Consider the following 24,598-nt stretch of genomic DNA (forward strand, 5'->3'; position numbering starts at 1 on the left):
ACTAACGCGTGGGCTCTTCGTTGCTCGCTCATGGCAGTTGCCGCGGTTTCCAGCCCGGCAATGGCAAAGGATGGCAATGGCTCTGTCGGGGCATCGCTCCCGGCCGGGGTTGCAGTATCAGCCCATATGCCAGTGGCAAGCCAGCCCTTGACGCAGACCGGATCGGACATCGTTTATGTCTCTGTTCCGGTTGTTCAGGGGGAATATAACGCCACCTCGTCGCGCAATGCGATTGCGGCGGCGGCCCTTGCGGCAAAGCCGAAGATTGAGGCACCGATAAAAGCCACTGTGCCGCCGGTAACGCCTGCGTCAGCGGGGCGCGTCAAAATGGCTCCGCCGCGCATCGAGGCCACACCGTCTCAACCCACAGCCAGCCAGCGGCTTGCCCCCGGTCGACAGTCGCGGTCAACAAGCGGCAAGCTTCAACCGATGGATCAGCTGTCGAAACCTGTCCGCGTGCCCGCCTCGCCTGAGCAGACCCGCAAGGCTGAGCGCAATGTTCAAGCGCAGGCAGCGGCCTATACTTCGCAGGATCAGGCATCAGCCAGCGCGCCGGCATATAATGGCGATGACCCGCACCAGATCCGCTTTCGCGCAGACACTCTGGTGGTTACGCCGGTCCTGAACGTTGGCCTTGTAGAATCTGCCCGCACCGCTGCGGCTGGTGAAACGGTCAGCTTTATGACCTACAACAACTATCCCGCCTTCGTAACACGCGGCGAGGTGCGCATTTTCCGCGCGTCGCAAAGTCCCGATAGCGAGCCGCTTGCCGTGATCGAAACCGATCGCAATGGCGCAGCGCGCTGGCAGGTTCCGGCAAGCGGAGCGTCGGCATTGTTCTACACCCACCGCGTTTACGGGAAGAGCGGACAATTCGATGAAACCGCGCCGCAAGAGCTGACAATTGTTGACCCGGTTGTGTCGCAAGCTCGCCGCGAAGAGGTGGTTGATCGGCCTAACTTCGGCTCGATTGACGAGGCTTCGCGCCGCAACATCGATCTTGGCGGCATGATGGCGAGCGTCACGGGCCGTGCCAATCCGCAAACGGACCGCGTCTTTGTCGCTGGCCAGGCTGTGCCAGTTGATGTGGACGGGCGTTTCGCTGCGCAGCAAATTGTTGCCCGGCGAGGCTCCGCATCAAAGCTGGATGTGGTGATCGAACGGGGCGGACGCATTATTCGCGAGGTCGAGCAAAGCTTTGCCGCGCCCAAGGACGACTGGTTCGTCGTTGGCCAGGGAGAGGTGACCATCGGCGAAAGCTTTGGTTCTGGCCCTGCTGCCGAAGTTTCTGGCGACCCAACCGCCGAGGGCTCCTATGCCATTGGCCGGGGTGCGTTCTACGCCAGCGGCGTGATCGGCGATGAAGACGGCGATGACACCAAGGACGTGCGCATTACCGCCTCTCTCGACACAGGCGAAGCCTTGATCGAAGACCTGTTTTCGAACCTTGACCGCAAGGATCCAAACCAGCTTCTTCGGCGTCTCAACCGAGAGCAATTCTATCCGACCTATGGTGATGATTCCACGCTGGTTGAGGACGCGCCAACCCAAGGGCGTTTTTATCTGAGAGTGGCGCGTGATGATGATCAACTCGTCGTTGGTAACTTCACCACCAGCGTCAACGGAGCCGAACTTGCTCAGCTTGATCGCGGGCTTTTCGGTATTCTTGCTGACGTAAACTCGAACGCCACGACAGATTTTGGCGAGAAGAAGTTTCAGGTTACCGCCTTCGCCTCTGATCCCGGCACTATTCCGGGGCGCGAGGAGTTTCGCGGGACGGGCGGTTCGCTCTACTTCCTTAAACGTCAGGATATTTCAGTGGGTTCAGAGCGTCTGCGGATTGAAACCCGCGATGTGACCACCGGGCTCGTGGTGGAATCGATCGAACTGCATCCGCAGCAAGACTATGATTTCGACCCGTTTCAGGGCCGTATCACCCTGCTTCGTCCACTCGCGTCTATCGCTTCGACCGGGGCGACGGTTCGCGAAGGTCCGAATTCGGGCAATATCCCTGTGCTTGTCGTCCGCTATGAATTTTCGCCAACCGTGGGCGATCTTGATGGCTATACCGTTGGCGGCCGTGCAACCGGCTGGCTCGGCGATAAAGTACGCCTTGGCGCCACTGCACAGCGCGACACAGTCGAGGATGCTGGCCAAACCTTGATCGGCGCAGATGCTATGCTGCGTTTGACCGCTGGCACTTATCTTAAGGCTGAAGTTGCGCAGACCGACGGACCCGGCTTTGGCCAGTCCAATTCGGTCGACGGCGGTCTTACCTTCACCGATATCGTCAATCCGGGGGCAGGGGTGAAAGCACAGGCCTATCGCACTGAAATTGCGGTCAATCTAGCCGAGCTTCAAGGTGCAGCAGGCGACCGAGGCCAGTTCGCGGCTTATTTCGAGAACTACGATGAAGGATTTGCTTCGGCTGGCCGTCTGGCACCGTCCGAGACACAGCGTTGGGGCGTCAGCGCCAGCGTGCCCTTCACCGACACAAGCGGCATCGAAGCGCAATATGACGAAATCACCACTGGCACGGTTGGTGACAGCCGGACGGGCCGCGTTGATTTGACCAGCGAATTTGGCCGTGTGACGGCCAAGGCCGGGGTCAGATATGAAGATCGCACTCCGGGCGTTCTCAACAACACGTTCCAGAACGGCAGCCGCGTCGATGGTGCAGTCGAGCTTGGGTATGAAATCGCCAAAGACATCAACCTTCACACTTTTGGCCAGCTGACCCTTGACCGGGATGGCACGCGTGAACGCAACAACCGCTTTGGCGGGGGCGTGAATGCACAAGTCAGTGAGCGCATCGGCATCGCTGGTGAAGTGTCGGGCGGTGATGGCGGTCTTGGCGCCGATACTCAGCTCAACTATCGCCTTGGCGATGGGTCAGAGGCCTATGTCGGATATTCGCTGTTCGCGGATCGCACGGACACAGGACTTGATACGCAAAACATCTTCACCCGTTCAAACAGGGGTACCCTGACCATTGGTGCGCGGCATCGCTTTACTGACAGCCTGTCTGTCTATGGCGAGAATCGCACCGGCATTGGCGGGACCGCCCCATCGCTCACCCGCAGTTTTGGTCTTCAGTTTGAACCCACTGAACACCTGTCGTTCGACGGTTCGTTCGAACGCGGTCAGATTGACGATCTGAGCACCGGCCTTTTCCGTCGCACGGCGGGCAGCGTTGGCGTTGGTTATGTCAATGACGGTGTGCGCGTGGGCTCTTCGATTGAGCTGCGCAAGGAAGAAGGGAACGGCATCGACCAGACGGTATGGCTGCTTCGCAATGACCTGTCCTATTCGGTGAATCCCGACTGGACCTTCCTCGCCCGCTTCAACATGGCCGAGGCGGACAATGACACCGCCTCTATCAGAGCGGCTGAATTTACCGAGGCGATGGCCGGTTTTGCCTTCCGTCCGGTGAACAATGAACGCCTGAACGTGCTGGCCCGGTTCCAGTATTTTGAGGATTTGGGACCAGCGGGCCAATTCACCGGCTCGGGTCAGGTGGAAAGCCCCAAGCAGGAGAGCGTCATTGGTTCTATCGACGTCAACTACGACCTCACCAAGAGCCTGACAGTCGGTGCCAAATATGGCTATCGTTCGGGTAAGGTTTCGCTTGGCCGGGACAGCGATGAATTCATCAGCTCTGATGCGCATCTCGCCGTCATTCGGGCAGATTATAACGTCCACAAGGATTGGGACGTTCTGGTCGAAGGCCGTGCGCTTTGGGTCGAGCTTTCGGATGACGTTCGCTACGGCGCGATGGGTGCGATCTATCGCCACCTTGGCAATAATGTGAAAGTCGGCGTTGGCTATTCGCTGTCGGATTTCTCAACCGATCTCACCGATCAAAGCTTTACCAGCCACGGACCATTCCTGAACCTGCTGAGCAAGTTCTAACGAGCCCCCAAGCGGTGCATCTGCCGTGCGAATTTGCCGCACGGCAGATGCACTCCGCGTCGCTCTTGTAAGTGGTGCCAAGGAGATGGGATATTGGCGCCTTCTCAATTCCCTGTCCGAATTCAGTTTGATTTCAGGGCGTGAGCGGGGAAGAACGGGGCGCCCACTCCCTCACCCGGAGTTAATCCGCGCCCAACGACCCCGTTGTCATTCCAGCCTTCTGTTCTTTTGCGATCATCGGCGTGGCCGTGGAGGGCCTTCGCGCATTTGCTAACGATCCGGCACGCATGAGCGTTAATTTATCACGAAAACTTTATTGCGTCATATAGATGTCGCGATCCGTCCCTAGTAATCTTCCTTAAGACTCGCTTAATATTCGAAACAGCGTCAACAAGGGGGCACAGTTATGGTTGCAGGGGCCAATTCATCCGTTTTCATCAATGAATTCCACTATGACAACGCCGGCGGCGACCAAGGGGAATTTATCGAAATCGCTAACACCATGGGGATCGATCTCACTGGGTGGAGCGTGGTTCTCTATAACGGGTCAAATGGCACGCCTTACCGAACCGAAGCGCTTTCTGGCACTGATGCCTTCTTCACGATCAATCTGCCAACCAATGGCATTCAAAACGGCGCACCTGATGGCATCGCTCTGATTGATGCAGATGGGAATGTCGTGCAATTCCTGTCATACGAAGGCAGCTTAACCGCAATCGGGGGGCCTGCTGACGGGCTCATCAGCACTGACATCGGCGTTGCGGAAGATGGAGCGACGCAAATCGGGCAATCGCTGCAGCTCACTGGCACTGGTACGGTCGCTGGCGACTTTACCTGGGCCGCACCGGCGGCTGAAACGCCTGGTGCTGCGAACAACGGCCAGACCATTCAAGCGGCGGCTCCTGTTCTGTTCATCAATGAATTTCACTACGACAATGATGGCGGCGATGTCGGCGAGTTTATCGAGGTGGCGGGCACTGCGGGGCTTGATCTCACTGGCTACAGCCTCGTGCTCTACAACGGCAACAATGGCACCGCCTACAACACCGTCAATCTCTCTGGCACCATCGATGATGAAGGGTCAGGTTTTGGCGCGCTCGACTTTGCCATTGCAGGCATCCAAAATGGGGCACCCGATGGCTTTGCTCTGGTCGATCCAGACGGCAATGTCCTGCAATTCTTGTCCTACGAAGGCAGCTTCACTGCCGTTGGAGGCCCTGCTGATGGTATGACCAGCGTCGATGTCGGCGTATCTGAGACGAGCAGCACGTCGATCGGCGAGTCGCTGCAATTGACCGGCACGGGCACTGAGGCCGACGACTTCATGTGGACCGGACCGCTTGCTCAAAGCGCCGGCTCGCTTAATGCAGGCCAGACCTTTGGTTCGGTCATTGTCCCGCAGCCCGGTGCGCTCAGCATTGCGGATGCAGAAGTTGTTGAGGGCGACGAGGGTACCAGCGATCTTGTCTTCACAGTCTCGCGCGATGGCGGCTCTGACGGAGCGGTGAGCGCGGATTTCTCTGTCGTGTTCGATGGCGATGCGGACGCAAGCGATGTTACCGGATCTTTAAGCGGAACTGTCTCGTTCGCAGATGGCGAGACGCAGGCAACAGTCACGATCTCAGTGGTCGGCGACACCATGATCGAGAGCAATGAAACATTCTCGGTCGAACTCGCTAACCCGCAAGGCGGCGTGACGCTGGACGATGCCCGCGCAACCGGCACCATCTTTGACGACGACACGCCCGCTGGTCCCGCTCAGGTCTTTGTGAACGAGGTTCACTATGACAATGCTGGCGGCGATGTGGGCGAAGGGGTTGAGATTGCTGGGCCTGCGGGCACTGATCTCGCCGGCTGGCAGCTGGTGCTCTACAATGGCAATGGCGGCAACCCTTACAACACCGTCGATCTGTCAGGCATCATCCCTGATCAAGACGATGGGTTCGGCACCGCTTCCTTCGCGATCAGCGGTATCCAGAACGGTTCGCCTGACGGCTTTGCCCTCGTCGATCCTTCGGGCAATGTTGTGCAGTTCCTTTCGTACGAAGGCACGATTGAGGCGCAAAGCGGTCCTGCACTTGGTATGACCAGCACCGATATCGGCGTGTCGGAAAACGGTGGGACACCTGCCGGTTTCTCCGTCCAACTGGTTGGCACTGGCAATGTCGCGGATGATTTCGTGTGGCAGGCCCCTGCTGATGACAGCTTTGGCGCGGTGAACGCGGGACAAGACTTTGTTGCAGCAAATCCCAATGGCACATTGTCAATCGGTGATGCGAGCGTTGTCGAAGGCGATGCGGGTACCACCACGATCACTTTCCCTGTCTTCCGCATTGGCGGCACGGACGGTGCGGTTTCCGCCGATTTTGTAGTCGAGTTTGGCGATGGCGCACAAAGCGCTGATGCAAATGATTTGGCAGGCCCGCTAACGGGGACGGTCAACTTTGCTGATGGCGAAAGCTTTGCAACCATCACGCTTGAGGTGGCAGGTGATGAACTGCCTGAGCCGACCGAATTCTTTAATGTGGCGCTTTCCAACCCAACTGGCGGGGCGGACATCGGCGGTGCGCCGGGTGAGGGCACGATCGTCAATGACGATCCGCTCAACCTTGAAATCGGCGAAATTCAAGGTGCCGGACACACGTCGCCATTCGTCGGCAATGAAGTGACAACCATTGGCATTGTCACCGCGGTCGCGAGCAATGGCTTTTATATGCAGGACGCCGACGGAGACGGCGACAGCGCAACTTCTGATGCTATTTTCGTCTTTACCGGCTCCGCGCCAACGGTCGTGGCAGGCGACGGGATCACCGTCACCGGCACCGTTGGCGAATTCCAGCCCGGCGGCGACCCTGCAAACCTCACTATCACGCAGATCACCAGCCCTTCGATCACAGTCGACAGCGTTGGCAACGACCTGCCCGAAGCGGTGGTGATTGGTCCCGATGGCCTTACCCCGCCAACCGAAGTTATCGAGGATGATAACTTCACCAGCTTCGATCCACAAACCGATGGCATCGACTTCTGGGAAAGCCTTGAGGGCACTCTCGTCACAATCCAGAACCCGGTCGCGGTCGACAGCACCAATAACTTTGGCGAGCTTTGGACTGCGGCCAGCGATGGCGCTGGCAATCTTGTTGGCACCAATATCTCTGATGAAGGTTTGCTCGTAATCGAAGGCGGCGCGGGCGGTCTTGGCGAGTTTGACGCTGGTGCGGGCTCGGACTTCAATCCGGAGCGTATCCAGATTGACAGCGCCGGTGAACTGAACGGTCAGACCAATGACATTCCTGATGTGACGCCGGGCACAGTTCTGAATGATGTGACGGGCGTTGTTGATTACTCGTTCCAGAATTACGAAGTGCGCCCAACCGAGACGGTGAGCATTGCTCAAGCGAGCATGAATATCGCTGAGCAAACCACGCTTGTAGGCGGCGCCGCGCAGCTTTCGGTGGCGACCTACAACGTCCTTAACCTCGACATCAACGATGCCGATGGGGATGACGATGTGGCTTCTGGCCGATTTGACGCGGTCGCATTCGACATTGGTGTGAACCTGGCCGCACCTGATATTGTTGCGCTGCAAGAGGTGCAGGATGACAGCGGGTCAATCAACGACGGGACAATCTCGGCGCAATTGACGCTTGAGGCACTGGCACAGTCGATTTTCGATCAGACCGGTATTCAATATTCGGTGTTCGACAATCCCTTCGCTGTTGACGGAGAAACTGGCGGACAGCCGGGCGGCAATATTCGCGTCGCATTCCTCTATCGCGAAGACCGGGTTGATCTTGATGAAGCGTCAGTCTTCACAATCACTAATCCGGAGAACGGGGCACTCAACGCAGCCTTCGCAAATTCGCGCGCGCCATTGGGGGCTGACTTTACCTTCAACGGTGAAAAAGTGACGGTGATTGCCAACCACTTCACATCGAAGATTGGTTCGAACAATGCCTTTAGCGCGATCCAGCCGCCCGCCAATGCCAACGCCTTGGCACGCGCGGCGCAAGCGGCTGCGGTCAATGAGTTCGTCGATGGACTGCTTGAAGTGGATGCTGATGCAAAAATTGCGGTGGTGGGCGACTTTAATGAATTCCAGTTCGAAGAACCGCTTGAAGTGCTCGAAGGCGTGCTTGAGTTTGCAGGCGGCGCAGTCACCGAGGGCGGTGAGAAAGTGCTCAACAATCTCACGGACCGGCTTGATGCTGACGACCAGTTCAGCGTTCTGTTCCAAGGCAATGCCCAGGCATTGGACCATATCTTTGCCACTGACGCCCTCGCATCTGGCGCACAGATTGATGCCGTCCACACCAATACGCCGCTGGGCAATCCAGCCTCGGATCACGATCCGATGGTGGCCTTGTTCAATATTGGCACTCAAGAGGTGGAAGGCACCCGCGGTGATGATGTCATCGAAGGCGGCAGCGCCAATGAAGACATCTCTGGCGGTAATGGCGATGATGAAATCAACGGCAATGGCGGCGATGACGTGATCGACGGCGGCAATGGCGATGATGTGATCACTGGCGGCGATGGCGAGGACACCCTTTTTGGTGGCAATGGCCGCGACGTTCTTGACGGCGGAGCCGATGATGACGTGTTGAGCGGTGGCAACAGCAATGACGAACTGCGCGGCGGCGATGGCGATGACAATCTTATCGGTGGTAATGGCCGTGACCTGCTGATCGGTGGGGACGGGCAGGACACCTTGCGCGGCGGCACAGGCAGCGACATCTTCGTCCTTGATGCCGGTGGTACACCTGATGATGCCGATATTGTCATCGACTTCTCGGCGCGTCGCCGGGACGATATCGAGATCGAGAACGCGGGCGGCACGCAGATCCAGTTCATCGAAGACGGGCGCAACACCCAGGTCTTTGCCGATGGCACGCTGATTGCGACGATCAACCGCGCCGATGCCGCAGATGTCGCAGCGCGTACGACCTTTGACGCTGCACCTGCCTCGGTCGAAGTGGTTGAAAGCGATGTGCGCGGTGGTCGCGGCGCTTCAAGGAGTTCGCTGGTGGAAATGGTCCTTACCGATGACAGCTTCGACTTTGCCGCAATGCAGGAGCACAGCGCACCCCTGCCTGTACAAAGCACAGCCCCTGTACAAAGCACAGCCCCTGTACAAAGCACAGCTGAAGCCAGCGTTGTGCGCAGCCAGTTGGAAGAGGTCATCGAGGCGGTGCGCGCCCCGGTCGCTTTTGAGGACGAGGCTGAAGTGCTCAGCTGGAATGGCCCGGATGCAAATCTGCTGAGTGATCACGCTCTGCTTTAAGCGGTTGATTTGCTTGAACACAAAACGGTGCGTGCCGATAGAGGTGCGCACCGTTTTGCGTGTGCCCGATCAATCGTGAACTCAGTTGCGAAACGCGCGCGAGAATTGATCGACGAGCGGCTTGGTCACAAAAGAAATGAGCGAGCGGCTCCCTGTCTCGATAAACAGCTCGGCTGGCATTCCTGAGACGGCGTTGAGCTTTGCAAGCTTTTCGCTTTCACCAGGTTCAAGTGCAACACGAACCCGGAAGAAGCGTGCGCCGGTGGTGTCATCGGTGATCGGATCAGCGGAGACGAAAACGACTTCTCCGGTGAGTTCCGGCGTTGTAGCCTGATTGAAAGCGGAAAGCCGGATGCGAGCAGGCTGTCCCATTGCCACACGATCTATATCGCTTGGCAGGACCAAACCGTTGAACACCAGACGGTCTTCTTGTGGGACGATCTCAAGCATGATTTCGGCAGGGCGAACGACTTCGCCAACCGCGCTAAAGGCGAGCTTGTCGATGGTGCCTGTGTCACTGGCGCGAATTTCGGAGCGGTCAAACTCATCGCCTGCGCTCGCGCTTGCAACGCGCTGTGCATTAATGGCTGCTTCAACCTGAGCAAGTTCATCACCTGCATCAGCGCGCGCGGTTTGGCCAAGCTGGATACGTTGCTGCTCAGCCTGCGAGATGGCAGCACTTGATTGCGCGATACTGGCGCGAAGCGATCCGATTGATCCTTCCAACTCAATCGCATTGCGCTCCAGCTCATTGAGCCGCCGAATGGTGACATAGCCATCGTTAAACGCCTCACGAACGCTTTTGAGTTCGGGCTCAATCAACTTCTGCTGCGCTTCGAGTGCAGCGATCTGCGCGCGAAAGCCGTCAATCTGGCGATTGAGTTGATTGACCCTTTCGCTAAGCTGCGATGCGAGGCTCGCGCGTTCCTGACGGCCGATGGCAAAGCGGCGCTGTTCAGCTGCAACAGCCTCGCGTGCCTCGGCGCTTTGATCTGTGCGAAGTTCAGGCGGGAAGGGGATCCCTTTTCGACCTTCGATCTCGGCAATCAACCGCGCCCGGCGTGCGAGCAACTGGACCAGCGAACGTTCTGAAAACTCCGCATCCACTGAGCTCACTTCGTTTTCGAACCGGATGAGAACATCGCCCTTTTCGACCGTGTCCCCATCGGCAACGAGGATTTCGGAGATGATCCCACCTGTTGGGTGAGCGATGCGCTTGACGCGGCTTTCAGGTGCAATTTCGGCGCTTGCGATCACCGCGCCGCCGATCGGTATCAAAAGGCCGCCAAAGACAAAAAGAACGCCCAGAATTGCCGCCGCAATCGCCGCATAACGCCGATAGAGGCGCGCTTGGGCCTCATGCGTTTGAGGAGATGGCACTGGCACTGCGCCTTCGCGTTCAATCGGATTGAGCGCATTCATGGCTGCCGCTCCAAACGGTCGGATGGGGTATCAAGTTCGCGCGCTGCGTTGATCGTATTTGCGCTTGAGGCTTTGGCAAGTCGCGCCAGAATTTCATCCCTCTCGCCAAATCCTGCAACGCGGCCATTTTGCAGCACGAGCACCTTGTTGACTTGACGCAAAGCAGAGGGGCGATGCGCGACCAGCACCACAATTGCTCCGCGCTTGCGGGTCGCGGCAATTGCGCTGTCGAGCGCGGCCTCGCCTTCGGCATCGAGGTTGGAATTGGGCTCATCCAGAACGATGAGAAAGGGCCCGCGATACAAAGATCTGGCAAGGCCGATGCGCTGGCTTTGTCCAGCAGAAAGCGTGATCCCTTGCGCGCCTATCGGTGTGTCATAGCCTTGTGGCAATTGCAGGATCATGGTGTGAACGCCTGCCGCCTTTGCCGCTGCAATCACCTCTTCAGAAGGAGGATCAGGCTCGAAGCGAGCGATGTTTTGCGCAATTGTCCCATCAAACAGAGTAACCTGCTGGGGAAGGAAGCCCAGATGCTGGCCAAGTGTATCGGCATCCCACTGCGACAAACTTGCCCCATCGAGGCGCACAGACCCTCGCGCAGGCTCGTAAAGCGCGACCAAAGCTTTACACAAAGTGGTCTTGCCCGCTGCACTGGGTCCAATCACGCCCAGCGCATCGCCTGCCTCAAGGCGAAAGCTCACCGCATCGATAATTCTCTCGCGAGCGCCCGGAGCGATAATCGCAAGGTCATCGACCGCAAGGCTTTCGGCTGGCGGTGGCAATTGCGTTGAGCGGCCTTCATCGGGCGGAATTGCGCCGAGCAATTTTTCCAACCGCTCCCACCCCTGGCGTGCTTCGGTAAATTTGGGCCAATGCGCCATCGCCTGATCAATCGGTGCCAAAGCGCGCGCGGCAAGGATAGAGGCTGCAAAGACAATCCCACCGCTTGCCTCGCCTGCCAGATACAACAGCGCGCCTACTGTCAGAACAAGGCTTTGCAGGAACAGGCGGAAAATGCGGCTTACTCCGCTTAAAAGGCTTGCGGTGCGGGTGACCTGATCTTGCGCAGCATTAAGCTCAGCATTGGAGCTTGCCCAACGGCCCCTCATGCGCTGACCCATGCCAAGCGCCTGTATGACTTCGATATGCTTGGAGGTGTCCTGCGCGACCTTGGATCGGTAGGCGCGTGCCTCGCTCACAGTCTGGCTGGGCTCAATGGTCTTGCGATCTTGCAGCACGGTGAGCGCGACCAGCACAAGCGCGCCTAAGAAGGTCGTCACGCCTAACCAGAAGTGCAGCAAGGTCAAAAGCGCAAGAAACAAGATCAGCCAGGGCAAGTCCATCAGCGCGTTCGGGCCAGGCGAGCTGAGAAAGCCGCGAATGCTATCAAGGTCGCGCATCGGGGTCAGGCCGTCCTCGCGCTCGCTTTTGCTGTGCATTGCGATGGACGCGATAAGTTGATGCACACGCCCCGTCATTTGCGCGTTAAGGCTCGCTGCGACTTCACTCAGAACCCGGCTGCGCAGAAAATCGAAAATGCCCTGAAAAAGGTAAACGATCACGATCAATGCCAGCAGGCCAAACAGGGTTGGCGTGCTGCCGCTTGGCATGACCGAATCGTAAATCAACAGCATATAGAGAGGCCCGCCCAGAAAAAGGACGTTGATGATCGCGCTTATCCAGGCGACCGAAACGAATGCCGATTTCGATTGCCTGACCGCGTTGGAAAGTTCGGATGCCCCGCTGTGTGTCACAGGCGCGATACTGGCAATCTATTGCGACAAGAATACGACAAGAGCCTGCTCCAGATGGCGGCTTGTCTCGCAAACCGCGTGAACACATTACGGCCTTATCTTTGAAACACAGCTGCGCGGCAAGGCAACACACCTTTCGATAACCCTGTAATTTCGGCACAAAGGCGTTAAAGTCATAGCCCTTGAATGTATGAACCAGGGACTTTCGTGTTGTTATGAAGCGCGTTACCGCAAATGTGTCGCTCCTTTCTGCCGTCTTTGTCGTGGCTCTGGCCGCGTGCTCTCCACAAGGCTCAGACAGCACCCAAGCACAAGAGCCAAACTTGGAGGCGATGCCTGCTCAATCGAGTGGCTTGCGCGATGTCAGTGTAAGTGAGGCGAAAGCCCTGCTTGAAGGTGAAAGCGCTCCGCAAGTCATCGATGTGCGCACGCCGGAAGAGTTCGCAGCCGGGCACATTGAGGGGGCGACAAACATCAACTTTATGTCTGGCGATTTTGCAGCCGAGATCGCCAAGCTCGACAAAAGCCAGCCTTATCTCCTGCATTGCAAATCCGGCAACCGCAGCGCCAAGGCTCTGGCCGAGATGGAAAGCCAAGGCTTTGAGAACATTGCCCATATGACCGGCGGTTATGACGCGTGGGAAGCCGAGAGCGCTGAGAGTTCTGCGAAGTAACTTCGGACAGGACTGTGGAGCCAATCCGCCCGACCTCTGACTTGCGCAAGCTTGTTCTTGTTCTGGCTGGGGTCGCCGCGCTGCTTTTGAGCGTTTGGATGGCCACAGGCGCAAAGCTGCTCGGCGCAACCGCGATCGGCCTTGTCGCTGGCTTTGCGCTCTATCATGCGGCCTTCGGGTTCACATCGCATTGGCGCGTGTTCCTGACCGAAGGCCTTGGGCAGGGCCTCAGGATGCAGTTGGTGCTGATCGGGCTGGTCGCGTCTATCGCCTTCCCACTGATCGGATATGGCGAGGCATGGGGGCTTGTCGTGCGCGGCTCGGTCGCACCGCTTAGCTTTGGTGTGGTGGCTGGTGCCTTTGTCTTCGGCTTTGGGATGATGTTTGCAGGGGGGTGCGGTTCGGGCACTCTTTTTACCGTGGGCGGAGGCAGCACTCGGATGCTGTTCACGCTTGGCGCATTTGTCGCAGGGTCGATTTTCGCAACGCTTCACGTGCCATGGTGGCGCAGCCTTCCTTCCGCGCCCAGCTTTGGGCTTGTGCAGGAGTTTGGCGCTCCTTTGGGGCTGATCGTGCTCTTTGCGCTTCTCGCTGCGATATGGATTTATGCGCAGCGGCGCGAGATGCGCCTTCATGGAAAGCTGCAAAGTTCGCGGCAAACGGGATCAATCCTGATGGGGCCTTGGTCCTTGTGGCTGGGGGTGGCCGCTATCGCTTTGGTAAGCGTTGCCACGCTGGTGCTTTTGGGCAGGCCTTGGGGGATTACATCGGCTTTCACGCTGTGGGGCGCGAAGATCGCGAGCTTTGCGGGAGTTGACGTTGCAAGCTGGCCCTATTGGCAAAACCGCCAAGGCTGGCTTGCGCGGCCTGTGCTTACCGATGCGACTTCGGTGATGAATTTTGGGATCATCGCAGGCGCAATGATGGCGGCAAGTTTTGCAGGCCGCCTCCAGCCCCGATTGCGCCTCACGCCAAGCGACATGGGCACTGCCATTTTGGGCGGCCTGTGCATGGGATATGGGGCGAGGATCGCCTATGGCTGCAATATCGGCGCTTACCTTGGCGGGTCCATATCCGGGAGCGCACATGGCCTTTTATGGATGATCGCAGCGCTTATCGGTAGCGCGGTTGCTCTCAAATTGCGCACAGGCAAGGGCTTCGTGGTGTGAGCCTGCCCCTTGCGCATAAGTCCGCAAGCTGCCAACCGAGATAGTGACGGTTTATTTGGTTAGATGAGGGGCGTGAAGCGCGGCGCACAGCCGGCAGGTCAGCCCTTCCGACATGAGGGATCTTTTGAGCGCAACCGCAAGCTCGATGCTGATGAGCGTCTTTGGCATCATCGCTATTCTCACAATCGCTTTTCTATTGTCTTCGGGCAAACGTCGCATCAATTTGCGCGTTGTCGGAGCCGCTTTCGCGCTGCAGGCGCTTATGGCGCTGCTCGTCCTCCGCACCGATTTTGGCGTGGTGACGATCCAGTTTCTTTCCAATGGTGTGATTGCTCTGCTTGGCTATTCGGTAAGCGGGATTGAAACCTTGTTCGGGCCAATGGGCGACAATCCATTTGCCAACACCTTCTTGATTGCGGCGCTTCCGGTGATCGTGTTCTTCGCAGCGCTTGTCTCGATCCTCTATTACCTCGGCGTGATGCAGCGCTTGGTTCGCTGGCTCGGCGGCGCGATCGGCTGGGTCACAGGGATCAGCAAGGTTGAGGCTTTGGGAAGCGCGGCGAACATCTTTGTCGGCCAATCGGAAAGCCCGCTGGTGGTGCGCCCCTATCTCGCAGCGCTCCCGCCCTCGCGCCTGTTCACTTTGATGTGTGTCGGTATGGCTGGCGTCGCGGGGACGATCCTTGCCGCTTACGCCTCCTTCCTTGGCGATGAGGCCGTGCCTTACCTGCTCGCCGCCGCTTTCATGTCGGCGCCCGGCGGTATTTTGATGGCAAAGATCATCATGCCCGATGACCCCGAAGAAGCGGCCGAACACGACAAGCTGATGGAGACGGTCACCGTCTCTGAAACTTTTGAAGAAGGCGAAGCGCCTGCCAATATCATTGAGGCAGCGGCGCAAGGGACAACCACCGGCGTGAAGCTCGCCGTGGCGGTCGGCGCGATGGTGATGGTGTTTGTGGCGTTGGTTGCGCTTGCCAATGGCATTCTGGGCGGCATTGGCGGCTGGTTCGGCTATCCCGAAGTGACGTTCCAGCAATTGCTTGGATACATCTTTGCACCCGTCATGTTCCTCATCGGCATTTCGGATTGGGATCAGGCGCAGATCGCAGGCGGATTGTTCGGGACCAAGATCGTACTCAATGAATTTGTCGCCTTCATTGAACTTGGCGCAGTTGAAGGGCTGACCGAACGCAGCCGTTCTATCGTTACCTTTGCGCTGTGCGGCTTTGCCAACTTTTCCTCCATCGCGATCCAAATGGCGGTGACAGGTGGGCTTGCCCCCAATCAACGCCCTGTAATCGCGCGTCTTGGCCTCAAAGCGCTTGCCGCTGGGAGCCTTGCCAATTTGATGAGTGCGGCGCTCGCGAGCCTGTTTTTGCCGTTCTGAGGCGCAAGCCTCTGGCACAAGCGCGCCAGCCACATTAGATGGTCCCCATGACCGACACAGATACACGCACCGACATTGCTTCCGTTTCCCTTGCAAAGCCCTTGGCTGACATCGCTGATGAGCTTGGCCGCAGCTTTGCCGAATACGGCTTTGCCGTGGTGCGCGATCACGGCATTCCTCAAGAGCTGATCGACAAGGCGGAAGCGACATCGAAAGCGTTCTTTGCGCTGCCTGACGAAGTCAAAAAGAGTTATAAGATCGAAGGCGGTGGCGGTGCGCGTGGCTATACGCCGTTCGGCACAGAAAAAGCCAAGGATGCCGAAATCTTTGACCTGAAGGAGTTCTGGCACGTGGGCCGCGAATTGCCGCAGACCCACGCTTTGGCTGAATATATGGCGCCCAATGTCTGGCCTGAGGAAATTCCTGAGTTCAAGGAGACTTTCAGCGCGCTTTATTCAGCCTTCGAGGCAACGGGTCTGCGCGTGCTCGAAGCGATTGCATTGCATCTGGGGCTCGAACAGGATTTCTTTGCCAAAACGGTTGAGGACGGCAATTCGGTGATGCGCCTTCTCCATTACCCGCCGCTTGGCCCCGATGCCCCCGAAGGTGCGATCCGGGCAGCCGCTCATGGCGATATCAATACGATCACTCTGCTGCTCGGCGCAGAAGAGGCGGGACTTGAGCTCCTCACCAAGTCGGGCGAATGGCACCCGGTTTACGCCGAAGAGGGTTCGCTCGTCATCAATGTGGGTGATATGCTCGAAAGGCTGACCGCAGGCACGCTGGTATCGACAACGCACCGGGTGGTGAACCCCAAAGGCGATGGCGCAAGGCGCTCGCGCTATTCAATGCCGTTTTTCCTGCATTTCCGGCCTGATTATATGATCGAGCCACTCGAAGAGTGCGCGGCAAAAGAAGGCGCCAAGGTCGAACCCGCGATCAGCAGCCATGACTTCCTGTTGCAGCGTCTGCGCGAGATCAATCTCGCGTAACATTTGCGCCCGATTCAACGCATGATTCGCTTGATTGGAGCGAATTTCGCACGGGCCAAAACCAAAATGCAAAAACCTTGGCTTAGTGGCATCGGCGCAACACAGGCCGAAACTGCCCGGATTTCTGCGGTTTTTGCGCTGTTTCATGCTGCGCTGCGGCATAGTTATCCCGGCGACCATAACCCTTCGTCATAGACCTGTCACAAAAACGTCCCCATTGCGCCACGCAGTGGCCCCATAGGCCGCCTCCAGTATCCGTTCCCAGGAAGTGATAAGGGGCATCCTCTCATGAAGTTAAAGTATCTATTGGCAGCCAGCGTCGTTAGTCTGAGTGCTGCTGCAACCATCGCAGCGCCAGCACACGCGCAGCAAATTACATCAGGTGTCGAAGGCACCGTCTCTGACGAAGCTGGCAACGCTGTTGCCGGTGCAACCGTCACCGTAACCGACACGCGGACCAACCAGTCCAGCACTCTGATGACCGGCTCGCAAGGTAACTTCCGCGTCCAGTCGCTTCAGCCAGGCGGCCCATACACTGTAACCGTCACCGCTCCCGGTTTCGAAGGCCAGACCGTTGAAGATGTGCAGCTCGGCATTTCGGGTAACATCGGTTTTGACTTTGCACTGAGCTCGGAAAATGCAGGTAACACTATCGTTGTGACCGGCGCACGCGCTCAAGTAACCCAGGTTGCTGTTGGTCCGGGTCTCGCTTTCGACACGCAAACGCTCGAAGCGTTCCCATCGATCACCCGCGACATTCGCGACATCATCCGCATCGACCCACGCGTCAGCCTTGAGCAGAACAACGACGTTGATCGTATCTCCTGCCTTGGCGGTAACGACCGTACCAACACCTTCACCGTTGACGGCATCGTTCAATCGGACACCTTTGGTCTGAACGGTACGCCTTTTGCAGCGCGTAACTCGCTCCCGCTTCCGTTCGACATCGTCGATCAGCTGTCGGTTGAATTTGCACCGTTCGACGTTGAATATTCCGAGTTCACCGGCTGTCTTATCAACGTTGTAACCAAAGCCGGTTCCAACGAATTCCACGGCTCTGCCTTCTACACCTACTTCGATGGCGGTCTGTTTGCAGACAGCATTGATGGCCGTCCGCTTACCGCGAACGAAGAAAAGCGCTACGGCGCGACGCTTTCCGGTCCAATCATCAAAGACCGCCTGTTCTTCTCGGTCGGTTACGAAGAAGCTGACCTGACCGGCGGCAACAACTTTGGTCCGAACGGCGGCGGTTTCACCAACGAAGCCAACTTCGTCACCCAAGAGCAGTTCGACGAATTCGCTCGCATCGCGCGCGACGTATATGGTCAGGACATTGGCGGTTACCCAACCGCTCTTCCAGAAGGCAACAAGCGTTACTTTGCCCGTCTCGATGCGATCATCAACGATGATCACCGTCTTGAAGCGACGTATCAGCGTCTTGAAGAAACCAACATCGAAAGCGACTTTGGCGGCCAGAACATCACCGGCTTCAACTCGTTTGAAGATGAAGGCACGATCTCTGACTACTACTCGGTTCGTCTCTACTCTGACTGGACTGACACGATCTCGACCGAGCTTCGTGTGAGCCGTTCGGAAGTGGGCGATGTTCAGGGTCCAGTGGGCTTTGGCGAAGCACAATCCGACAATCCGACCCCGCGTCTGGTCGTTGGTGTTCTTCCGGTTGATGGTCGCACCACTCAGCCAGGTATCCTCAGCACGGGCCCAGGCATCTTCCGTTCTGCTAACCAGCTCGATCAGACGATCAACCAGGCACGTTTCCAGATGAACATCGATGCTGGCGACGGTCACTTCTTCAAGCTGGGTGCAGAGGTCAACGATCTGGAAGTGTTCAACCTGTTCGCGATCAACGCGACCGGCTCGCTCTACTTCCAGAACTTCGCTGATTTCGAAGCTGGTCTGCTGTCACCAGGCACAGAGCTGTTCCCGGACGCAGACGAAGTTGCCGATGGCTCTGCGCTTGGCGGTGACATCAACGCAGCCGTGGATGGCGACATCAACAATGCAGCAGCATCGTTCAGCCGTCGTATCTACTCGTTCTACGCTCAGGACGACTGGCAAGCGACCGATCAGCTCTCGATCAACGCTGGTCTGCGTGTTCAGCTCTATGACGGTGATGCACCACGTTATAACCAGAACTTCTTCAACCGCTACGGGTTCAGCAACTCTGTTCCTTTCAGCTCGCTTGACCCTGTTCTGCTTCCCCGTCTGTCGGCGACTTATGAATTCTTCAACGAAGGGTTCTTCTCTGACAGCCGCGTAACCGGCGGTGTCGGCATCTTCTCGGGCGGTGACCCGGTTGTGTATTACTCCAACGCCTTCTCGAATAACGGTTTCTCAAGCGCGCTTGGTACAACCCGTTTCGATTGTGGTCCGGGCGACATTCCGGTTGATGGCGCAACGGGCCAGTTCGACGTGGTCGGCGCCAATGGCTTCATTGGCTTCCCGCAATGTGCGATCAATGGCGGTGCAGCCGATGCAGAAGCTGGTCTTGCTGATGTTCAGTCAACCGACCCGGACTTCGATGTCCCAACGGTGACACGTGCGAGCATTGCGTTCCAAACCACGTTTGGAGCCGAAACCGGCTTTTTCAGCGATTGGAACCTGCAACTCGACTACATCTATTCGAAGTTCAACAACTCGCTGAACTTCGTTGATCTGTCGCAGACCCCGGACATCCGTACCGGTGTCAATGGCTTCACCACTGATGGTCGTCCAATTCTGGCTGCGATCGACTCAACGAACGCTGGTTGTGATGCAGTGCTTCAGGGCACAGGCGGAACGCCTCCGGTCTACACTGGTGTGACGCCGGAGTGTTTCAACACACGCCGTGATGACAACATCCAGCTCACCAACGGTCGTGATGGCGACTCGCACTCGATCTCTGCCTTGATCAGCAAGCAGTTCGATGGGGGTGTCTTCACCTCAGGCGGTTCGACCCGCGTTCAGTTCGGTTACGCATTCACCGACAGCAACAACGCACGTAACAACCAATCTTCGACGGCAACGTCGTCCTTCGACGTTACCGCTGCGTTTGATCGTCAGGATCCAGCCGTATCGACCGCTACCACGGAAACCCGTCATAACTTCACAGCGGCCATCAACTTCCGCGAAGAGTTCATCGACGGTTACGACACCAACTTTGGTATCTTCTTCCGTGCTCGTGAAGGTCGTCCTTACAGCTTGACCTTCGATGGCGGCGGCGTTTTCGCCGATAGCGCTTCGGGTAGCGACAACGCGCTGCTTTACGTGCCAACCGGCATCACTGATCCAAACGTCTCACCTGACTCAGATGCAGACGCGGTTCAGGCCGTGATTGACTATGTCAACGCATCGGGCTGTGACTTCACTCCTGGTGAAACGATCCGTCGCAACACCTGCCGCAATGACTGGCACTATGACATGGACCTGCGCATCAGCCAGGAAATCCCGTTCATCGGCAGCCTGACCGGCATCAAGGAAGACCGCATCGAAATCTTTGCTGACTTTGCAAACTTCCTCAACCTGCTCGACAGCAGCGCGAACATCCTGCGTTCACGCGGCGGGTTCAACGGTCTTGTATCGGTTGTTGACGGTGCGCTGGACGATGATGGTCGTTACGACTTCCAGTTCGATCGGAACCAAGATCAACTGACCCCAGACGATCAGAACTTCATCGCCATCAACCCATCGGCATGGCGTATTCAAATCGGTGCCCGCTACGAATTCTAATTCGTAGTCCTCGCACCAAGCGAACAAGTGCGGCGGGAGGTCCTCGGGATCTCCCGCCGTTTTCTTTGGTTGCGTTTCTTTGGGGCCGCCATTTCTTTGGTCGCGTTTTTTGGGGGCTACTGTCTTCCCATAGCCCCGCTTTATGCGTTGGTGATGTCGCTTAACGCCCTCTGGCGCTGCTCAATCTTCGAGTTGCGCCAGGCTGTCCGCTGGATCATCAGCTACGCTCAAAAGTTCAAAGGCGAGCGTTTCTCGAACGTCTGCCGGAAGCTTCATACGAAGCGCATTTTCAAGCGCTGCGGCCTGATCGCCCAATTCTGCCTCACCAAAGATCGCTGCGGTTCCAGCAAGCTTATGGATGATTGTTGCAAGCTCCTCGCACGCCTGCGAGGAGGCATCGTCTTTGCCCAGCGTCCCATCTTCGAGCGCCTTGCGAACAGCTTCAACCGCTTCTCTGCGCCGCTTTTCCCAGCGGCGGATGAGGGCAGGGGAATGGCCTTGCGCCGCGCTTCTGCCTGATGCGTTGTACGCTCTTCCAGCGCTCACTTGCGGCGGACATTCACCGATCTTGACCGGGCGGGTTTTGGGATCGCGCGATATATCGACAATCTCAGTTGTAATGTGATCATCCGGCCCGTCACAGGCGCTATTCTGATCCTGAATAGCACGGCTTTCCACCGTTTCTTCCAAAGCGCGTCGATCACCCCGCTCGTCATTGTCGACGATACGGGTTGGAAGCCATCGCTGAAGCGCGCGGGCAAGATCAGCGAACACAAGAGGTTTCGCCAGAAGCGTCTGCATCCCTGCATCACGCGCGGTTGCCAAATCCTCCGGGAAAGCGTTTGCAGTGAGCGCGATGATCGGCAACTCTTCAGGGGTAATGCCTTCCGCGCGGATGGCGCGTGTCGCCGCATACCCATCACAGCCCGGCATCTGAATATCCATCAGCACCAGATCATAGGGTTTGCCGCGCATGATCGAATCGATCACCATCGCAATCGCCTCATTCCCATCATGCGCGCTCGCAACGCTCTGGCCGCAGCGTTCAAGCATTTCTGTGACCAGCAGCCGGTTCACGTCATGATCTTCGACCAACAGAATTTTCGCCTGTTGCGGCAGCATGGAGGGCTCAAAAGCGTCCTCATCCGTCACTTCGGGCAATTGCGCCTCGGTGTATGTCGCAGGCAGGGTCAGCGTAAAACGCGAGCCCACACCCGCCTCGCTTTCAACCTCGATTGTGCCTCCCAAAAGCTCTGCGAGTTGCCTGCTTATAGTAAGGCCAAGCCCGGTTCCGCCATAATGGCGCGTGGTGTCGCCTTCGCCTTGGGTGAAGGGTGCGAAAATGGTTTGGAGGCGGGCCTTGCTGATGCCGATCCCGGTGTCGGCAACCGTGATTGATATTTCCTCTTCATCCCCGGTTACACCGATCTTGACGGTCCCATGTTCGGTGAACTTGACTGCATTGCCAAGCAGGTTGAGCACAATTTGCCGCAGCCTCAGACCATCCGTTTTGATCCAGGGGTTTGACCCGCATGAAAGACCCGCTTTGGTCAGCGAGGCGGCGGATTCGGTAATGGAAAAATCGAGCTTCAACCCCTTTTTCTCCGCTGTCGGGCGGAAAAGTGCGGCACATTCAGAAATGGTCGCAAACACATCAACCGGCTCGTTGGCAATGCCGACCTGGCCTGATTCGATCTTTGACAGGTCAAGGATGTCGTTCAGAAGCATCATCATCGAGCGGCCTGATTGGACGATCATATCCGCATGGCGCCGGTGCTCTTTGCTCAGGTCACCTTCGCGCAAAAGCTCTGCAAACCCCAGCACCCCATTCATCGGCGTGCGGATTTCATGGCTCATATTGGCTAAGAACTCGCTTTTTGCCTTTGCCGCTTTTTCGGCGGACTTGCGCGCTCTGGTCAAAAGAAGTTCAAGCTCAACCCGCTCGGTCACATCACGCGCGGACACAACGATCCCGGTTCGCTGGCCGCTGACCGGGTCTTTGACCACAGCGCATTCCGCCTCGATGAAGACGGGGTTGCCGTTGTCATCATCCAAAAGGCGGCGATAGGTGAGGCGTTCCTGCTCGCTTCTTCCGGTAAGCAACAGTTCGAGCGCGTTCGCAATGCGGTCACGCGCGTCATCATGGGTGCGATGATCGACGGGCTTGCCTATGAAATCGGCAGGCGGGCGGCTTAAGACATCGACCACCGAAGGGGAGGCATATGTGCACACCCCGCGCAAATTGATAAGCAAGATCGCATCGGTGATCCCTTCGGTGAGAAGGGCAAGTTCCTGCCGTCCCTTACGCAATTCTTCGGTCAGGCGTTCGCGTCCTGCGAGAATGGCTGCGACCGGCAAACCGGTAAGGAAATTGGCTGCGATGAAAGCCTGTATGAGGTGCAGCTTGAGCCCCTCATCAAGAGCCGCAGTTGCAGTTGGACCCACCCCTGCATAACTCACGATCCCTGTCACGACCGCTATACCCGGCACGAACAGCGCCGTACCCAATGCACCCAGCCTGATAGCGAGCATCAAGGTGATGGGAGGAACGAGGAACATCAAAGAATAGCCGTCATTGCTCAGATCAATCGCGATTGCGACAAGCCCGGCCGTGGAAAGGGCCACACCCTCCAACAGCTTTTTGGGCATGATGCCTGCAGGCGCGCTCCATGCTCTGGCGACAAGCAGGACAGCAGGCACGACAAGAATTGCGCCCAGCGTTTCGGCGACAAACCAGCCGGTCATCCCTTTCAAGATGGAATCAAGATCAGAACCCAGCACGGGAGCGGCAATTGCAGTGCTCGCGATCGGCCCGACAAGTCCGGCGTACTGAAGGAAATAGCCCAGATGCGAGAGGTCAGTAAGGTCAGGCACGGCGCCGCAGACCCGCCGGGTCAGCCAGGTCGCGACCAGAATATTGGTGAGGTTTGCGATCGTGAAGACCGCCGCTGTCCCCAATGGCGTGCCGGACAACGTATTGGCAGTCACGCTCCCAAGTACAACGGCGACAATCAGCGGCAGCTCATTACGAAGGCGTGCGCAAAACAGACCCGAGACTGCAATGGCGTTGGGAAGCCATACACTCGCCAAGGTCGCGTCAAAACGTGCAAGCTGCAAACACAAGAACCCGGCAAGGAAATAGGCAAAGCCCCCAAGTATGCCGTAAACCAAACTGCGCTGATCAGCTTTTTGGCCAAAAAGCGATTGCACATTCATTTGTGTGAACGGATGAGCAAAACTGTCCGAATCTGATTCCGGATCCATAGCTGAAGGCAAGGGCGCCTCAGCGCTGTTGTCAGAGTCAACCGACGCAGCGTCATCAGCGGGAAATGCAGCCGCACCGAATTCCTCAAGGACATCAAAATCCTCTGGATCAAGGGCATATGCTTTGCCAGTTAGGTTTCCTGCGCTATCTATGCTGCGCTCCATCGCTTTCGTCTAAAGAGGGACCAGAACCCTACGTGTTGTACCGCCAGAACCCGCGTTCCTTTCATGGCCCTTCCACAAGAGCCCAGATTCCACTTCGCAGAATATAAATGACCAAGGGCAAATCGCGCTATCAGGGAAAACCGCGAAAGCTGCGTTGGCAGTGGCTCTTTGCGATTGCGGTGTTTCACGTGGCTGCGCTTTATGGTCTGGCCAGTTTGCTCGCGCCCGATTTTACTGCCAGCGTTCAGGAAGAAGTGGGGCGTGTGCTGACGGTTACTGTCACCACCCCTGCCGATGAACCCGACCCCGAAACCCCGCCTGAGCCCGATGAAGGAGCAAGCGGTAACGCCGGGAAAGAGGCGGTGCCGGAGCCCGTTACAGCGCCTCCATCGCGCATTGAAACACGTCCCGAACCGCGTCCCAAAGCCTCGTCAACCGGGGCTGCGAAAAGCTCAGGCGCGACCGATGCAGGCGATGGCACCGGGCGCGAGGGCGAGGGGCTCGGCACAGGCAGCGGCAATCAAGGCGGGGGGCAAGGCAATGGTGTTGCGATTAAGCCCAGCGTGCGTTCAGGCTCGCTTGACCCGCGCCGCGATTTTCCGGTGCCAGAGGGCGGGCGCTCGGTGCGCTATGGCACATCGGTAACAGTGGTATTCACCGTTCAACCTGATGGGCGCGCGACCAATTGCTCAGTTGCCCGCACCAGCGCAGATGCGGCTACGACGGCGCAGGTATGCGGGCTTGTAATGGAAAAAATTCGGTTCAACCCGGCAAAGCGTCAGAACGGCGAACCGGTGGCTGCGCGCTATGGTTACCGGGTTGATTTCCGGGAGCGCTAAGCCCAGT

General features: G+C 57.6%; 12 protein-coding genes. 9 read left to right on the top strand and 3 right to left on the bottom strand.

What is annotated here, in order from left to right; genetic code table 11:
- Nucleotides 1-30: 30 nt before the first annotated feature.
- A complete protein-coding gene (locus INR77_RS03435) occupies nucleotides 31-3,912 on the top strand; it encodes a TonB-dependent receptor (protein WP_223072541.1) in 3,882 nt (1,293 codons plus the stop codon).
- A 406-nt stretch (nucleotides 3,913-4,318) separates the two neighbouring features.
- Nucleotides 4,319-9,193, top strand: a complete 4,875-nt coding sequence (locus INR77_RS03440) for a lamin tail domain-containing protein (protein ID WP_223072542.1) — start codon at nucleotides 4,319-4,321, stop codon at nucleotides 9,191-9,193.
- Nucleotides 9,194-9,274: 81 nt separating this feature from the next.
- On the opposite strand, the gene INR77_RS03445 is transcribed toward INR77_RS03440, so the two are convergent.
- A complete protein-coding gene (locus INR77_RS03445; RefSeq protein WP_223072543.1) occupies nucleotides 9,275-10,615 on the bottom strand; it encodes an HlyD family type I secretion periplasmic adaptor subunit in 1,341 nt (446 codons plus the stop codon).
- On the bottom strand, nucleotides 10,612-12,294 hold the full coding sequence (locus INR77_RS03450; RefSeq protein WP_255574046.1) for a type I secretion system permease/ATPase: 1,683 nt from the start codon (nucleotides 12,292-12,294) through the stop codon (nucleotides 10,612-10,614). The genes INR77_RS03445 and INR77_RS03450 overlap by 4 nt, the downstream gene beginning before the upstream one ends.
- On the opposite strand from INR77_RS03450, the gene INR77_RS15825 reads away from it, so the two are divergent.
- The 6 genes from INR77_RS15825 to INR77_RS03475 all read left to right on the top strand — a co-directional run bounded on the left by INR77_RS15825 (nucleotide 12,281) and on the right by INR77_RS03475 (nucleotide 20,323).
- Nucleotides 12,281-12,451, top strand: coding sequence for a hypothetical protein (locus INR77_RS15825; protein WP_255574051.1), 171 nt, complete (start codon nucleotides 12,281-12,283; stop codon nucleotides 12,449-12,451). The two genes, INR77_RS03450 and INR77_RS15825, sit on opposite strands and share 14 nt — an antisense overlap.
- Nucleotides 12,452-12,584: 133 nt before the next feature.
- Nucleotides 12,585-13,043, top strand: a complete 459-nt coding sequence (locus INR77_RS03455; protein WP_223072545.1) for a rhodanese-like domain-containing protein — start codon at nucleotides 12,585-12,587, stop codon at nucleotides 13,041-13,043.
- Between the two features lie 14 nt (nucleotides 13,044-13,057).
- Nucleotides 13,058-14,212 (top strand): YeeE/YedE family protein, encoded by a 1,155-nt coding sequence (locus INR77_RS03460; protein ID WP_223072546.1) that lies wholly within the window; start codon nucleotides 13,058-13,060, stop codon nucleotides 14,210-14,212.
- A gap of 145 nt (nucleotides 14,213-14,357) precedes the next feature.
- Entirely contained in the window at nucleotides 14,358-15,602 is a 1,245-nt protein-coding gene (locus INR77_RS03465) for a NupC/NupG family nucleoside CNT transporter (protein ID WP_223073388.1), read from the top strand.
- A gap of 38 nt (nucleotides 15,603-15,640) precedes the next feature.
- On the top strand, nucleotides 15,641-16,594 hold the full coding sequence (locus INR77_RS03470; RefSeq protein WP_223072547.1) for an isopenicillin N synthase family oxygenase: 954 nt from the start codon (nucleotides 15,641-15,643) through the stop codon (nucleotides 16,592-16,594).
- 288 nt (nucleotides 16,595-16,882) lie between these two features.
- Nucleotides 16,883-20,323: a TonB-dependent receptor gene (locus INR77_RS03475; RefSeq protein WP_223072548.1), complete on the top strand. Its 3,441-nt coding sequence runs from the start codon at nucleotides 16,883-16,885 to the stop codon at nucleotides 20,321-20,323.
- A 180-nt stretch (nucleotides 20,324-20,503) separates the two neighbouring features.
- Here INR77_RS03475 and INR77_RS03480 read toward each other — a convergent pair whose 3' ends face one another.
- On the bottom strand, nucleotides 20,504-23,752 hold the full coding sequence (locus tag INR77_RS03480) for an ATP-binding protein (protein ID WP_223072549.1): 3,249 nt from the start codon (nucleotides 23,750-23,752) through the stop codon (nucleotides 20,504-20,506).
- Between the two features lie 107 nt (nucleotides 23,753-23,859).
- Between INR77_RS03480 and INR77_RS03485 the strand changes: the two genes are divergently transcribed.
- Nucleotides 23,860-24,591, top strand: coding sequence for a TonB family protein (locus INR77_RS03485; protein ID WP_223072550.1), 732 nt, complete (start codon nucleotides 23,860-23,862; stop codon nucleotides 24,589-24,591).
- Nucleotides 24,592-24,598 lie beyond the last annotated feature (7 nt).

Origin of the sequence: Erythrobacter sp. SCSIO 43205 (assembly GCF_019904235.1) — a bacterium.
GTDB lineage: Bacteria > Pseudomonadota > Alphaproteobacteria > Sphingomonadales > Sphingomonadaceae > Erythrobacter.